Genomic DNA, 15,508 nt, shown 5'->3' with positions numbered 1-15,508 from the left:
TCTTATTGAAATGTTAAATTTTTGCCTGTTTTTTATATCTGTAAATTGTATAAAACAACACACCAATAAGTAAGTATGGAAATACCATTAAATAAGTAATTCCGTTATTAACACCTTCTGCCATAGAAACATCACCATTTTCTACAACAGCTTTGCACATTGCACACTGGGAGTAAGTTGATTTTACAGTAAAAAGAATTAAAAGAAAAAAGGTATATATTCTTTTTTTAAGCATAATAAGGAGATATCATTATATAAACTATTACCCCGGTTACAGCTACATATAGCCATAACGGAAATGTAATTTTTGCTATTTTTTTGTGTTGTGCAAAATTACCTAATTTCGCTCTCAAGTAGGTGGTTAATACAAAAGGTATTACAATTATAGACAATACAATGTGTGTAAATAAAATAAAATAATAAACGAATTTAATGGCTCCTTCACCACCAAATTTAGTAGAATCAGATGTCATATGATACGCTATATACATCAACAGAAAAGCTAAAGAACAAATAATTGCAAGAGTGTTTAATTGTTCATGTAATTTCTTATTTCCGTTTTTAATAGCGAGAACAGCTGCTATTAATACAATAGCTGTTAATCCATTTATAGATGCATAAATTGGTGGTAAAAAAGTAAAAGGCTCTACATCAAAACCTAAGTCTCTTACATTAACTCCAAATAACGCTGCAACAGCTATTGGAATTATAATAGACAACCCTGTGATTATTTTTCTGTACTTTCGTTCTTGTGCTAGCTTACTCATTTAATAACAATTTAATATCTTCTTTTAATTCATTTATTTGATCAGGAAAAGTTTGTTCTTGCAACGCTCTGTAATACATAATAGGATTGCCAAACTTATCTTTTCTAGATCTAATATAACCATCTTTATCCACCAACGCGAACAAACCTGAATGTTCAAATCCCCCATGCTCTTCATCTCCTTTTCCTGCATATAATTTAAACCCTTTGTTAGACAAAGCATACACAATCTCTTCGGATTTACCTGTAAGCAAGTGCCAATTTTTATGCTTAATTCCTTTGTTTTTTGCGAACTCTTTTAAGATTTTTGGAGAATCAATTTCTGGAGTAATAGAAATAGAAGCTATTCCGAAATCCGGATTTCCAAGAAATGAATCTTGGATGCTCAACATCTTCTGATTCATTAAAGGACAAATTGTTGGACAAGTAGAAAAGAAAAATTCTACAACAAACACCTTACCCTCGTAAGTTTTATTCGTGATTATATTTCCTTCTTGATTTGTAAATTCGAAATCTGGAACTTTATTAAATTTAAATAAACTATTTGTACTTCCTGATTTTTTATCAACTTTATTCAATCTATCATCTTGAACAAAATCATTGTCATTTAACCTTCTATCTATATTTCTAACAACATAAATTCCGAATAAAAGTATAATAAAAGAAACACCTATGTAAGAATATTTTTTGTTCATAGCCCAACCTCTTTTCGATCTGCTTTGTTTTTATTCTTTTCCTTAAAAGCAGCGTAATACTCGTAATAGAGTACTTTTACATCATCTTTTAATTTTGCATTCAATTCTGAAACAGAATTCATATTATACCCATAAAGTTTTCCATCTTTACTATCTGAGTCTTTTAGTCTTCCTCTTAAATTTACATTTTTATCAATTAAAAATGCTTTTGAAGAAGCTAAATTTGTCAGAGGCTCATCAAAAGAAAAACTGCTATACAAAGCTTCTATCTCTTCTTTAGAACTTGCCATGAAAACCCATTTTTGCATATCCGTAAAAGCACCAATTTCTCCTTTTAATTTCTCTGCTTCAGTTTCTTTTCCATTAGGATAAATCGCTACAATCTGAAATTTCTTATAATCTGTAAACTTCTTATACACCTTTTCATTTAGGTTGAAGAGGCCAGATTTATTCGTGTTTACATCATTTCCTAAAAAACAAATAATGGAAACATTATCTTTTAATTGAACTTTTTTGGTCCCATCAATTTTTGAAATATCAGTAATATTTTTAGTTACAATTGGTAGTTTTGTGAAATTATTTTTTCCTGTAGAAAGAATTAAAAAACAAATTAAAGGAAAAATAAAAAGCAAAAATAGTACTACTCTTTTTTTTGTGATAAATTTCATTTCTAAATAGTTAATACAATTTTAAGAATACTAAAAAACATCAACTTGTTTAAGATGACATATTTTGAATATAAAAAAAAGGTGGTTAACACCACCTTTATAATTTTCTAATTACCATTTTACAAGTGGCGCCAATGTGTCATATAAGTAGCCACCTTCAATTAAAAGTAAAGTTACAAGGAAACAGATTAGAAAAACTGCAGTCCAAACTGCAGCACGTCTAAACCATTTTTTTTCTCCTTCCATGTGCATGAAAGTCCAAGTAATATAATATGCTTTATAAAGTGTTAGAATAATAAAAATCCAGTTCAACGGACTTGTTCCTAAAAAATTAGTTAAATATAAAACTTCTGGTTTTATAATACCTAAAGCAACTTCTATAATAGTTACAACGGATAGTAAACCAAATACCATCCATATTCTTTTTACATTAGATTCGTGTGCGTGTGCCATTTTTATTTTGCTATTATTTTATAATTAAACCAAGTAGAAGAAGGTAAAAACAAATACCCAAACTAAATCTACAAAGTGCCAATATAATCCTACTTTTTCTACCATTTCGTAATGCCCTCTTTTTTCATATGTACCAAGGATAACATTAAAGAAAATGATAATATTAATTACGATTCCAGAGAATACGTGAAATCCGTGAAAACCTGTAATGAAGAAAAAGAAATCTGCAAAAATTGTATTTCCATACTCATTTACTTTTAAATTTGCTCCTTCTACAACAAGTTTTCCTTTTGCTAATTCCGAAGCACCTTTTTCTCTTGAGAAAATAATTTTTTGCTTTTTCTCTAAATCAATTTGTTCACTTCTAATTTGTATTGAAGGATCTGCTTTATAAGAGGCCATTATTTGAGCAACGGAGTAAGCTCCTACAGATTCTCCAGATTCAAACCATAGTCCATTTTTTTTGGTATTAGATTCTCTATGATCCATTCGATCACCAACAACAAAATCTGACAAAGCTATTTGGTGACCGTCTTTTACAAATTGTAAAAGTCTTCCATCCGCAGTCTTCACAGCTCCATAAGAGCCCTTAATAAAAGTATTCCATTCCCATGCTTGAGAACCTACAAATATTAAACCTCCAATAATTGTTGCGAACATATACCATGCTACCTTATTTTTTTGCATTTTATGACCAGCATCAACAGCCATTACCATTGTTACTGATGAGAAAATAAGTATAAATGTCATAAAAGCAACATAATACATAGGGTAATTACCATGTATAAATGGCACGTGAGTAAACACTTCATCTGCAATTGGCCATGAATCTATAAATTTAAAACGTGTTAAGCCGTAAGCCGCTAAAAATCCCGAAAAGGTTAATGCATCAGAAACGATAAAAAACCACATCATCATTTTACCATAACTTGCTCCGAATGGCTTTACTCCGCCACCATTCCAAGTTTTCTTACTATCAGAAGGTATAGCAATATTTGCTTCCATAAATCTTATCTGTTAATTATTTCTTAATTAGTTCGCCAAAAATAACTATTTTTAATCACCTAATAAAATAGAAAAAGAAAAATAGGTAAATCCAAAGTATATCTACAAAATGCCAAAAGATTGCACCTAGTTCAAAACCAAGCATATCATCCGATTTATATTTGTATTTAAAATGATTATAAATAACAACTAAAAGTACAGCGACCCCTGCGAACAAGTGTAATACATGGATAAAAGTAATTCCGATTATAAAGGATGTTGACACCGTGCTCTCTGGTCCTGTAAAAAACAATCCGATACTTTTAAGTTGATTAAATCCAGCATATTGTTGCCAAATAAATCCAATTCCCAAAAATAAGGTAACAAGCACCATTATTAATGATAACTGTCTTTTGTTTTGTTTTAAAAATCTTTGTGAAAAAAATAGTGTAATACTACTCGCCACTATTAGAACCGTACTTACGTAAAAGGCATCAGGTAAGTCAAAAGAAACCCAATCATCACGCTTCATACTTATTACATAAGCACTTGTTAATCCTGCAAAAAACATAACCATGCTAATCATAGAAATCCACAACATTGGCTTTGCTGATTTCTTTTTAGCGACTGTATATTCTTGTTTTAAAGCTTGTTCTCCTATCATTTTTTAATGTAAAAATTTATCAACTACATATATAATTTGCACAACAGTAATATACAAAACACTAGACAACATTAATTTTCTTGCATCTGTATTTTCTTCTGATTTATGCAATTGAAGTGCATAAAATAACATAATAACTCCTAAGAAAGCAACGATTATTGCAGTTATCGGGTATATGTAAAAGTTTCCAGACAACTTTAAAACTGGAGCTACAGAAACTAAAATCATGATAACCGTATAAAATATAATTTGTTTTACCGCTCCTTTATCTTTGGTATTCATGGGCAACATATTAAACCCTGCTTTTTTGTATTCTTCAAATTGCAACCATCCAATTGCCCAAAAATGTGGAAACTGCCAAAAAAACTGAATCATAAATAACATCCCTGCTTCTACTCCAAATTGGTCTGTTGCTGCTACCCATCCTAACATAAAGGGAATTGCACCAGGAATTGCACCCACAAAAACTGCTAAAGGTGTTACCGATTTTAGAGGCGTGTAAGCACAAGTATATAAAAAAATTGAAATAGCCCCAAATAAAGCGGTCTTTGGGTTGATACTATATAAAATAGAAATTCCTAAAACTGTAAACAAAATGGCAATGATCATTGCAAAAGTCACAGACATTCTTTTTGTTGGGAGAGGTCTATCTTTGGTTCTTTGCATCAAAGCATCTGTATCTTTCTCTATAATTTGATTAAATGCATTAGATGCACCCACCATAAAGAAACCTCCTAATGCTAATAATACAACTGTAGTAAAGTTTATGACATCTACTGCTAACAAATATCCTGCAACAGAAGAAAACACCACACTTAAAGACAAGCCAACTTTTGTAAGTTGTTTTAAGTCTGATAAAAGTATATTCATTGAAGTTTTTGTCTCTGAAATTACTATTGAATTCATTATTAAACCAATTGAATGCAAAGATATTTTATAAATATCAATTTACCATAGAATTTGTAAAATATTGTTTTGTAAATTAAAAAACCCACTCAATAAATTGAGTGGGAAAATTGCTATGAAAAAGAAAAAGTGTGCTTTACTTAAAAAGCACACACAAATGTAAATATAATTTTATGATATAAAAATATAAAAATTACATTTTTTTTACATTTAATGTAATTATTTATATTTTTCGTTTTGTTTAATTGCGAAGTCTTTGAAATACAACTAATTATTTATTTCAACCTAAAATTAAACAAATCAAGTTTTAACAAACTCGGCATACTTTTTCTTTCATTAAGTCAATAAACATGGGTATAAAAAAAGAATGTATTTTTAGAATTACATTCTTTTTTCTATTTTCTTTCTGGCTAATAAATCTGCAATAGTTGGATTTTCGGAACAACTTTTTATTTGAACAAACGCATCTCCAGTTTTCACAAAACCCGTTTGTAATACTTTAAAATATACACCGCAAAAAGTAGTATTCCAAAATTGTTTTACAATTTTCATATCGTCAAAACGAATGCCTAGTTTATAACAAGGGTTTCTTTGAAGGGTGACTTCTAAAACAGCCTCGCCTACTTTAAAGGTATCTCCAACATGAGTATTACATTCATCGAGATTATCAATGGTTAAATTCTCTCCAAACATTCCTAAACTCCAATCTAAATTGGGGTACAAAGGCTTCCAATACTCATAATGTTTTAAAGAATATCCATAAATTGCTTGATTGATTCCTCCATGATTTTCCCTATCACAAATTGCATCTCCTCTCACATCCTCAGTATCTAAAAAAACAGGTTTATCCATTGGAAATTTAAAAATACCTGTGACCACTTTTATATTTTCCCAAATAACCTCCTTTCGTTCGCCAATATTTGTCGACACAATTTTCATTCAATTACTTTTTAGAAAATTTAGATAACGCCTTTTTTGTGAAGTCCGATAGCACTAATTTTCCTGAAACCAATGCTCTTTCAGCCAATAATTCATTCCAATTTTGGGTATTTCCCCATAAAACTTTCTTCATTTCACCCAAAGCTGATGGATTGTAGGACGCTAATTTTGATGCTAAAATTTCTACTTCTTCATCTAATTCTTTAACGGTTTCAAAGACTTTTGCATACAACCCTTTTTCTTTTGCCCAATAAGCTGTTTTCCAATTGGTCGCATCTAACGTTAATTCGGATAACGCAGCTAACCCTATTTTTCTTTTAACTACTGGCTCAATGACAAAAGGACCGATACCAATTGTGAGTTCTGATAATTTAATAGCGGCATTTTCTGTAGCCAAAACATAATCGCAGGCTGAGGCCAAACCAACTCCTCCTCCAACAGTTTTTCCTTGAACACGTCCAATAATAATCTTACCACAAGTTCTCATGGCGTTAATCACATTTGCAAAACCAGTAAAGAATTTTTCTCCTTCCTGTAGATTAGAAATAGCAACTAACTCATCGAAAGAAGCACCTGCACAAAAAGCTTTCTCCCCTTCAGATTTTAAAATGACAACTGAAATAGCATCATTTTCTGAGATTGAATTCAATTCTTTTGTTAACCTATTTAACAATTCACTTGGAAAAGAATTACTGGCAGGATGCCCAAATTCTATCGTTGCAATATTATTTTGAAGGCTGGTATATAAACTTCCATTTTGCCTTGTAGTCGTCATAAAATATAAGTTTTACCAAAAATAGGTTTTTATAACAAGAATGTCAATGTTAAATTGAGGAAGAATTATTGCGCAAAAAAGAGAATTAATTATAATGTGACAAACTTGTTTCATTCTAAAAAATAAATATTTATTTGTACTTCAACTTCATTATTACCAAAAATAATGATGAAATTGCTGTGATTGAATTTGCTAAAATCATTGGTAAACTTTTTAAATGAATACCATAAATTAACCATAAAACAATCCCAACAAAAAAAGTGAGATACATGGTTAAAGAAAGTCCTGAGGTATCTTTCGTTTTGTAAGTTTTAAAAACTTGTGGCAAAAATGATGCTGTTGTAATAAAGGCAGCTACTAAACCAATAATTTCATAAAAATCAATCACTTTTTCTTTCGTTTATTTTGATAAATTCTGAACTCAAAAAGAATGACAAAAAACATCTTTATATGTCTTTCTTTACTAATAGCTGAATAACAGATGTACTCTGAGCATGCTATCCAACTATATTTACAATTTTACCTGGTACAATAATTACTTTTTTAGGAGTTCTACCTTCTAATTGCGCAATTGTTTTTTCGTTTTCCAAAACAGTTTTTTCTATCTCTTCTTTCGATAAATCAAGAGAAAGCTCCAATGTAAAACGCATTTTTCCGTTAAAGGAAATCGGATAATTCTTAGTGCTTTCTATCAAATGTTTTGCATCAAAAAGAGGAAAATCAGCAGTAGAAATACTTTCTTTATTCCCTAACAAACTCCATAATTCTTCTGCAATATGGGGTGCATACGGAGAAACCAAAATTACTAACGGTTGCAATACTGCGCGTTTATTACATTTTAAAACAGTTAATTCGTTTACAGCGATCATAAAGGTAGAAACAGAAGTATTAAAAGAGAAGTTCTCGATATCCTCTTCAACTTTCTTAATGGTTTTGTGTAAAACCTTTAACTCATCTTTTGTTGCCTCTTCTTCTGAAATCTCAAATGTTTCTTCGTTAAAATACAGTTTCCATAGTTTCTTTAAGAACGAGGAAACTCCAGAAATACCCGAAGTACTCCAAGGTTTTGCCTGTTCTAAAGGGCCTAAAAACATTTCAAACAAACGCAATGCATCTGCGCCATATGCTGCACAAATAGCGTCAGGATTCACAACATTGTATTTAGACTTTGACATTTTCTCCACTTCACGTCCAGTTTTATAAACTCCGTCTTCTAAAATAAATTCAGCATTTTTATGATCAGCGTTCAAAGAATGATTCTTAAACGCTTCAATATCTAGTTCATCAGAGGAATTTACTAGAGAAACATCTGCATGCAAAGCTGACTTTACAATCATAATGCTATCCGCATCATTAGCATTTAAAAATCCTTTATCAATTATATGATTCTTTACAATCGTTTCAAATTCATTATCAGAATTAAAAAGGTTTTTAGAAACAAGTATTGCAGGAATTTTATTCATGATTGCTTCACTAGCGTGTGCCGTAAAACAATCTGATTTTATAAACGGCGTTGCTTTGTAAACAAAAGCAGAAGTCCCTAAAATCATTCCCTGATTAATCAGTTTTTTTGCAAACTCATCTACAGGAACAATTCCTTTATCAAACAAGAACTTTTGCCAAAAACGAGCATATAATAAATGCCCGGTTGCATGTTCTGAACCTCCAATATATAAATCTACTTCTTTCCAATATTCTAAAGATTCTTTACTTGCAAATTCGCCTGAATTTGCCGCGTCCATGTATCTGTTAAAATACCAAGAACTTCCTGCCCAACCAGGCATTGTATTTAATTCTAAAGGAAAAACTGTTTTGTTTTTCAACTTCTCATTAGACACTACTTTCTTTCCACGAGAATCCCAAGCCCATACTGTTGCATTTCCTAAAGGCGGTTTTCCATCTTCCGTTGGCAAGTATTTTTCAACTTCTGGCAACACAATTGGCAAATGTTTTACATCAATCATTTGTGGCATTCCGTCTTTATAATACACCGGAAAAGGTTCTCCCCAATAACGTTGTCTGCTAAAAACAGCATCACGCAAACGGTAGTTTATTTTTCCATAACCAAAACCACGTTTCTCCATTTCAAAAATGGATAATTTTAATGCTTTCTTATATTTTAATCCTGATAAAAAATCTGAGTTCGCGATTTTTGTTCCGTCTTTACCTGTATGTGCTTCTTCAGAGATATCGACGTCTTCAAAAATATTCGGAATCGGAATGTCAAAATGTTTTGCGAAATCAAAATCACGCTGATCTCCACAAGGAACAGCCATCACAGCTCCTGTTCCGTAATTTGCTAATACATAATCTCCAATCCAAATTTGTACTTTTTCACCAGAAAAAGGATGAATTGCATACGCACCTGTAAAAGCACCAGAAATGGTTTTTACATCTGCCATTCTATCGCGTTCTGACCTTTTAGCAGTTGCCTTTATGTAAGCTTCAACTTCTGCTTTTTGAGCATCTGTTGTTATTTTTGACACCAACTCATGTTCTGGAGCTAGCGTCATAAAGCTTACTCCGTAAATAGTATCTGGTCTTGTTGTGAAAACATCAATTTTATATTGATTTTCTTCTTTTGAAACCGTTTTATTTTCTATTTCCTTTTTATTTTTTTTTGGAAATTGAATTGCAGAATTAATCTTAGAAACAATTTTCAGAACGTTATCAGAGACTTCTTCGTTTGTAAAACGAATAACGTTAAATCCTTCTTTTGCAAAGTAAATAGTTCTCGCGGCTTCATCTTCTTTGCCGGAAAACTCAACAATTATATTTTTTGCTAAGCACACATAATCTACTAAAAATGCACCTATTGTATATTTTTTTCTAAATTTTGAAGCTCCTTTTTTATTTTTCAATTCATTCCAAAGCGTCATTTCTGCCTTTGATAAATTTTGACGTAATTCTTTTAAAGCTTCTAATTCTTTGTAAGATAATTTCACTTCAGAAGTAGTGCTTTCAAAATCTCCAGCAACTTTAAACGAAACCATTGCACCTTGACTTCTACCGATCCAATTAGTTTGAGAATCTTTTAAAGGTTGAGGCCAATCAATAGTATTTAAACCATCTAATAAACGCTGCGCATATGCAGAAATTCGCATAGACCATTGTGTCATTTTTTTACGAACAACAGGATGACCTCCACGTTCTGAAACGCCGTTTACAATTTCATCATTTGCTAGAACAGTTCCTAAACCAGGACACCAATTTACTTCAGTATCCGACAAAAATGTTAAACGATATTTTAATAAAATTTCTTCTTGTTCTTTTGTTGAAAAGGCATTCCATTCATCCGCAGAAAAAGAAATAATATCTTCATCACAAACCGCATTTATTGAAGTGTTTCCTGATTTTTTAAAGATGTTTTCTAAAGAAGAAACATCTTCTGCTTTGTCTGTTTCTTTATTATACCAAGAATTAAAGAGTTGGATAAAAATCCATTGTGTCCATTTATAATACTCAGGATTAGAAGTTCGTACCTCTCTACTCCAATCAAAAGAGAAGCCAATTTGATCTAATTGTCTTCGATAGGTTGTAATATTTTCTTCCGTTGTTTTTGCTGGATGCTGCCCAGTTTGAATTGCGTATTGTTCTGCTGGCAATCCAAAAGAATCATATCCTTGCGGATGCAAAACATTAAAACCTTTGTGGCGTTTGTAACGCGCATAAATATCACTTGCAATATACCCTAAAGGATGTCCTACATGTAAACCTGCTCCAGAAGGATAAGGAAACATATCTAGAACATAATATTTAGGTTTCTCAGATTCATTACTGGCTTTAAAAGTTTGGTTTTCTGACCAAAATTTTTGCCATTTCTTTTCTATATCTAGGTGATTATATTGCATTTGATTCTTTTATTAAAGTGTGCAAATTTACGCTTATTGTTTGGAAGTGAAAAACGTAAATACCTTAAATTAAAAAAGGCTTTCAAATTGATTTTGAAAGCCTTTTTTAATTATTTTAAATATTTTTTTTATAAACACTCCTCATAATTAGAACCACGTTTATAAAGTGTGGTATTTAACTCTCCATCTCGATGAAACTCTATAATATTAGAATCGCAAGAAACTTTAATTTCAAAAGTGTAAACATGACCAAAATGAAAATCCATAGTTAATAAACTCCCGTCAATTACGTAGTCTACAGTTCCAGGAATTGCCTCGTCAAAGAAAATATGATCTGTTCCATAATATGTGAAACGTTCTCCATTTGCAAAAGTATGCATAGTATTATGTTCAAAACCTTTTAAAAGCCATTCACTACTTTCAAGTAATAGTACTTTTTCTAGGATACTTAATTCTTTTTCAATTTCGTTTGATGAATCTTCACAACTTGAAAAAAATAATACACTAGATAATGTGAAGATTGTAAAAATTATTTTAATTAAGGACTTCATAATTTTTGATTTTTAAGTTTTTGCTAATTCTTCGCAAATAAATAACTATTTATAGTTTCTTCACCTAATAATATGACTGAAAAGGAAAAAAAAGCGTTAAAAAAGAAAAAAAGCTTTTAAAATAAATAATTTATGCTCCTAAAAATGCTCCACTAGCAGTAACACTTCTATCAATTTTACGCATTAAACCTTGTAATACTTTACCTGGCCCAACTTCAATAAACTCAGTTCCACCGTCAGCAATCATTGCTTGTATAGATTGCGTCCATCTAACAGGCGCCGTTAACTGAATCATTAAGTTTTTCTTGATCTCATCAGGGTTTGTAACCGCACTCGCCGTGACATTCTGATACACAGGACAAGAGGGATTACCAAATGCTGTTGCTTCAATTGCCGCTGCTAATTCTTCTCTTGCAGGTTCCATCATTGGTGAATGAAACGCGCCACCAACAGGTAATAACAAAGCTCTTCTAGCTCCTTTTTCAGTTAAAACCTCACATGCTTTTTCAATAGCTGAAATTTCACCAGAAATCACTAATTGACCAGGGCAATTGTAATTTGCCGCCACCACTACTCCTTCAATTTCGGCACATGTTTCTTCAACAATATTATCTGCTAAACCTAAAACAGCAGCCATGGCAGAAGGTACAACCTCACAGGCTTTTTGCATTGCCAAAGCACGTTTAGAGACCAATTTCAATCCATCTTCAAATGTTAAAACTCCATTTGCAACCAAAGCAGATAATTCTCCTAAAGAATGGCCTGCAACCATTTCAGGCTGAAAATCATCACCTAAAACCTTTGCTAAAATTACTGAATGTAAAAAAACTGCAGGTTGTGTAACTTTTGTTTCTTTTAGCTGTTCTGCTGTTCCTTCGAACATAATATCAGTAATTGAGAACCCTAAAATTTTATTTGCTTTTTCAAATAACTCTTGCGCTAAGGCAGATTTCTCGTACAAATCCAAACCCATTCCTGTAAATTGTGCTCCTTGCCCTGGAAAAATATATGCTTTCATAAAGTATTTATCTATGTAACTGTTTATTCATTTAATTTTGGACAAAAATAATAATTTTTATTTGAAGGTATTTACTACTTTATATGATATCTTTTTTGCTTCTCATCTCCAAATAAAATTGGTCAATTTTAATTACTTTATTGAAACTAAAGACAAAAAACAATACCCTTTCGAGCTTTTAAAAATTTTCAATTAACAAAGAGCTTTTTAGAAAGTGATAGAATATTTAGTAAATTCGTTCAATGAAAATTAAAGACAAACAATTAGCAGATAGCATCTATTTAATTCTAGCGGCATTATTTATTGCTTCTTTAGTGGCCTCTAATTTAATTTTTCAAAAATTCTTTTATTGGGAACCTTTTGGTTTATATCGTTTTGAAATTTCAGTAGGTATTTTGCCGTATCCAATTACGTTTCTAATCACAGATATTTTATCAGAGATCTACGGAAAGAAGAAAGCAAATCAAGTTGTTATTGCCGGTATTTTCGCATCTTTCTTTTCAATGCTAATCATTTTAATTGCAGATTTTGCTCCAGCAATAGACAATTCTCCAATTAACGATATTATTTTTCATCAAGTTTTTGGATTATCGCCTTTGGCTGTTTTTGCTTCGATGATAGCATATTTATGTGCGCAATTTATAGATATTAGAATTTTCCATTTTTGGAAAAAACTAACGCATGGTAAACATTTATGGTTGCGTAATAATTTTTCTACTTTTGCGTCGCAATTTATTGACACTTTTACAGTTCTTTTTTTATTATGCTCTTTTAAAATTTTGCCTTGGACCATTTTTGCAAGTTTACTAATAAGTGGCTTCCTTTTTAAAGTAATTATAGCAGCTTTGGATACTCCTATTTTATATGGATTTGTATTTCTTTTTAGAAAAAAATTCAACTTAAAAATTGGAGAGGAAATTTTGGAGTAATTTTTGTAATTAATATAAAATGGCTTCGTCTATATATTTAGAAAAAACAAAGAATGAAAAAAATAGGCTTATTATTTGTTACCATTTTATTTGTAGCACAAGTAAATGCACAAACATCAATTTTTAACGATTTACTGCATAAACATGTGACCGAAGAGGGAATTGTAGATTATAAATCTTTTAAGAAAGACGCCCTTAAGTTAGATAATTACATCTCTTATTTAGAGAGAACATCTCCAGAAAAATCATGGTCACAAGATCAACAAAAAGCTTTTTGGATTAATGCGTATAATGCATATACAATCAAACTCATTTTAGAAAGCCATCCTCTAAAAAGTATCATGGACATTAAACGAGAAGGACAAACTGCTTGGAAAATTCCTTTTGCTAAAATTGGTGGTAAAACATATACGCTAGACCATATTGAACACGAAATCCTACGTAAAACCTTATTTGATGCTAGAATTCATGTGGGAGTAAACTGTGCCTCAGGTTCTTGTCCTAAATTATCAAATATCGCTTTTACAGAGGATAACATTGATGCAGAATTAGAACGTTTAATGAAAGATTTTGTGAATGATTCTTCAAGAAATAAAATTTCTAACAAGAAAATTCAGATTTCTTCTATCTTTGATTGGTTTCAAGACGATTTTACAAAAAAAGGTTCCTTAATAAGTTATTTAAGTACGTATTCAGAAACAAAAATTAGTCCTAAAGCAAAAATTAGTTATTTAAAATATGACTGGACTTTAAACGGTAAATAAATATTATCTTTCCCTTTCAAATAAAATTTTATGTCTAAAAACTATTATGATGCTGCTGATTTAAGAAAATTCGGCAAAATTACAGAATGGAGCGAAGAGCTTGGAAACAAGTTTTTTGATTATTATGGAAAAGTATTTGAGGAAGGCGCTTTAACGGCCCGCGAAAAATCTTTAATTGCATTGGCTGTTGCGCATACAGAACAGTGTCCTTATTGCATAGACGCCTACACAAAAGATGGTTTACAGCGTGGAATTACAAAAGAGCAAATGATGGAGGCAATTCATGTTGGTGCTGCAATAAAAAGTGGCGCTACTTTAGTTCATGGAGTTCAAATGATGAATAAAGTTAATAAATTAGAAATGTAAGTAGTTTATACTTTTTAAAAAATACTTTTATTAGATAAGTGTTTCCTATATAATTCTAAATTTATCATACAGAATCATCTCAAAATTATCAACAGCTGAAAAAAGTTCAGCTCAACAAAATATATGGCTACAAAATCATTAAAAGCAAGAAATAACGACATTGCAAATACTTCTCGTCAAATGGAAATTCTTTCAGAAGGAATTTTTGCAAATGGAGAGTTACCCACTTTTGCTTCTAAAATTAAAGAAACAAATCAGTTTCCTTTGCGTCCTAAAAAATTAGAAGTTTTACAAATAAACTTAGGGTATATGTGCAACCAAGTTTGTGAACATTGCCATGTAGATGCGGGTCCTGATCGTAAAGAAATTATGACACTTGACACAATGCATCAATGTTTAGAAGTAATCAAAAAAACAGAAGCACATACTTTAGATTTAACAGGTGGAGCACCAGAAATGAATCCTAATTTTAGATGGTTCGTAGAAGAAGCATCCAAAGCAGGAATTAAAGATTTTATTGTTCGCTCTAACCTAACAATTATAAGGGCCAACAAAAAATATTATGATTTACCAGAATTTTTCAAAAAACACAATGTTCACATAGTTTCTTCGATGCCACATTGGACGAGGGGAAAAACAGATAAACAACGTGGCAATGGAGTTTTTGATAAATCCATAAAAGCATTACAAGAATTAAATGCTATTGGTTATGGAATAGAGGGATCAGATTTGAAATTAGATTTAGTGTACAATCCTTCAGGAGCATTTTTACCTGGAGACCAAATGGCATTAGAAAATGATTTCAAAAAAGCATTAAAAGCAGATTTTAATATCGCTTTTCATAGTTTATTTGCGATTACAAATTTACCAATTAGTAGGTTTTTAGATTATTTAATCGCATCAGAAAACTATGAAGATTATATGTATAATTTGGTAGAAGCTTATAACCCTTCTGCAGTAGAAAATGTAATGTGTACGAACACACTTTCTGTAAGTTGGGATGGAAATTTATATGACTGCGATTTTAATCAGATGTTAAATTTAAAGGTCGCTAGTGCAATAAAACACATTTCGGATTACAACGAAAAAATATTACAAGACAGAAATATTATTGTTAATCAACATTGTTATGGATGCACAGCAGGAGCTGGAAGTAGCTGTCAAGGAGTTGTTGCTTAA

General features: G+C 31.1%; 18 protein-coding genes. 4 read left to right on the top strand and 14 right to left on the bottom strand.

Annotated elements, in window-relative coordinates; genetic code table 11:
* Positions 1-13: 13 nt before the first annotated feature.
* The 14 genes from BLT88_RS02730 to fabD form a co-directional block, all read right to left on the bottom strand.
* On the bottom strand, positions 14-235 hold the full coding sequence (locus BLT88_RS02730) for a hypothetical protein (protein ID WP_091952851.1): 222 nt from the start codon (positions 233-235) through the stop codon (positions 14-16).
* Entirely contained in the window at positions 228-767 is a 540-nt protein-coding gene (locus BLT88_RS02725; protein ID WP_091952849.1) for a DUF420 domain-containing protein, read from the bottom strand. Before BLT88_RS02725 ends, BLT88_RS02730 begins: the two co-directional genes overlap by 8 nt.
* A complete protein-coding gene (locus tag BLT88_RS02720) occupies positions 760-1,461 on the bottom strand; it encodes an SCO family protein (protein ID WP_091952848.1) in 702 nt (233 codons plus the stop codon). Before BLT88_RS02720 ends, BLT88_RS02725 begins: the two co-directional genes overlap by 8 nt.
* The gene (locus tag BLT88_RS02715) at positions 1,458-2,129 is read right to left on the bottom strand and encodes a hypothetical protein (RefSeq protein ID WP_091952847.1); all 672 of its coding nucleotides are present in this window, start codon (positions 2,127-2,129) and stop codon (positions 1,458-1,460) included. The genes BLT88_RS02720 and BLT88_RS02715 overlap by 4 nt, the downstream gene beginning before the upstream one ends.
* 111 nt (positions 2,130-2,240) lie before the next feature.
* Positions 2,241-2,582 carry a cytochrome C oxidase subunit IV family protein gene (locus tag BLT88_RS02710; RefSeq protein ID WP_036787673.1) on the bottom strand — a complete coding sequence of 114 codons (342 nt, stop codon included), beginning with the start codon at positions 2,580-2,582 and terminating at the stop codon, positions 2,241-2,243.
* Positions 2,583-2,606: 24 nt separating this feature from the next.
* Complete coding sequence (locus BLT88_RS02705; protein WP_091952845.1) at positions 2,607-3,587, bottom strand: cytochrome c oxidase subunit 3; 981 nt, start codon at positions 3,585-3,587, stop codon at positions 2,607-2,609.
* 55 nt (positions 3,588-3,642) lie between these two features.
* Entirely contained in the window at positions 3,643-4,230 is a 588-nt protein-coding gene (locus BLT88_RS02700) for a cytochrome c oxidase subunit 3 (RefSeq protein WP_172824233.1), read from the bottom strand.
* A gap of 3 nt (positions 4,231-4,233) precedes the next feature.
* The gene (gene cyoE / locus BLT88_RS02695) at positions 4,234-5,136 is read right to left on the bottom strand and encodes a heme o synthase (protein ID WP_036787679.1); all 903 of its coding nucleotides are present in this window, start codon (positions 5,134-5,136) and stop codon (positions 4,234-4,236) included.
* 381 nt (positions 5,137-5,517) lie between these two features.
* Positions 5,518-6,075 carry an MOSC domain-containing protein gene (locus tag BLT88_RS02690; protein WP_091952843.1) on the bottom strand — a complete coding sequence of 186 codons (558 nt, stop codon included), beginning with the start codon at positions 6,073-6,075 and terminating at the stop codon, positions 5,518-5,520.
* A gap of 4 nt (positions 6,076-6,079) precedes the next feature.
* Entirely contained in the window at positions 6,080-6,850 is a 771-nt protein-coding gene (locus BLT88_RS02685; protein ID WP_036787685.1) for an enoyl-CoA hydratase/isomerase family protein, read from the bottom strand.
* 130 nt (positions 6,851-6,980) lie between these two features.
* Positions 6,981-7,238, bottom strand: coding sequence for a SemiSWEET family sugar transporter (locus tag BLT88_RS02680; protein WP_366132479.1), 258 nt, complete (start codon positions 7,236-7,238; stop codon positions 6,981-6,983).
* Between the two features lie 109 nt (positions 7,239-7,347).
* Positions 7,348-10,701, bottom strand: coding sequence for a class I tRNA ligase family protein (locus BLT88_RS02675; RefSeq protein WP_091952841.1), 3,354 nt, complete (start codon positions 10,699-10,701; stop codon positions 7,348-7,350).
* A gap of 128 nt (positions 10,702-10,829) precedes the next feature.
* Positions 10,830-11,252, bottom strand: a complete 423-nt coding sequence (locus BLT88_RS02670; RefSeq protein WP_091952839.1) for a hypothetical protein — start codon at positions 11,250-11,252, stop codon at positions 10,830-10,832.
* A gap of 130 nt (positions 11,253-11,382) precedes the next feature.
* Positions 11,383-12,270, bottom strand: a complete 888-nt coding sequence (gene fabD, locus BLT88_RS02665) for an ACP S-malonyltransferase (RefSeq protein WP_036787694.1) — start codon at positions 12,268-12,270, stop codon at positions 11,383-11,385.
* A 242-nt stretch (positions 12,271-12,512) separates the two neighbouring features.
* Here fabD and BLT88_RS02660 point away from each other — a divergent pair, with 242 nt between their 5' ends.
* From BLT88_RS02660 to arsS, 4 genes are all read left to right on the top strand, one after another.
* Entirely contained in the window at positions 12,513-13,199 is a 687-nt protein-coding gene (locus tag BLT88_RS02660) for a queuosine precursor transporter (protein ID WP_091952837.1), read from the top strand.
* Positions 13,200-13,252: 53 nt separating this feature from the next.
* Positions 13,253-13,963 carry a DUF547 domain-containing protein gene (locus BLT88_RS02655; protein ID WP_091952835.1) on the top strand — a complete coding sequence of 237 codons (711 nt, stop codon included), beginning with the start codon at positions 13,253-13,255 and terminating at the stop codon, positions 13,961-13,963.
* A 30-nt stretch (positions 13,964-13,993) separates the two neighbouring features.
* Positions 13,994-14,329 carry an arsenosugar biosynthesis-associated peroxidase-like protein gene (locus tag BLT88_RS02650; protein ID WP_036787703.1) on the top strand — a complete coding sequence of 112 codons (336 nt, stop codon included), beginning with the start codon at positions 13,994-13,996 and terminating at the stop codon, positions 14,327-14,329.
* Between the two features lie 123 nt (positions 14,330-14,452).
* Positions 14,453-15,508 carry an arsenosugar biosynthesis radical SAM (seleno)protein ArsS gene (arsS, locus tag BLT88_RS02645; protein WP_036787706.1) on the top strand — a complete coding sequence of 352 codons (1,056 nt, stop codon included), beginning with the start codon at positions 14,453-14,455 and terminating at the stop codon, positions 15,506-15,508.

Origin of the sequence: Polaribacter sp. Hel1_33_78, assembly GCF_900106075.1 — a bacterium.
In the GTDB taxonomy this organism is placed as follows: Bacteria; Bacteroidota; Bacteroidia; order Flavobacteriales; family Flavobacteriaceae; genus Polaribacter.
This window is presented reverse-complemented; position numbering and strand designations above follow the sequence as displayed.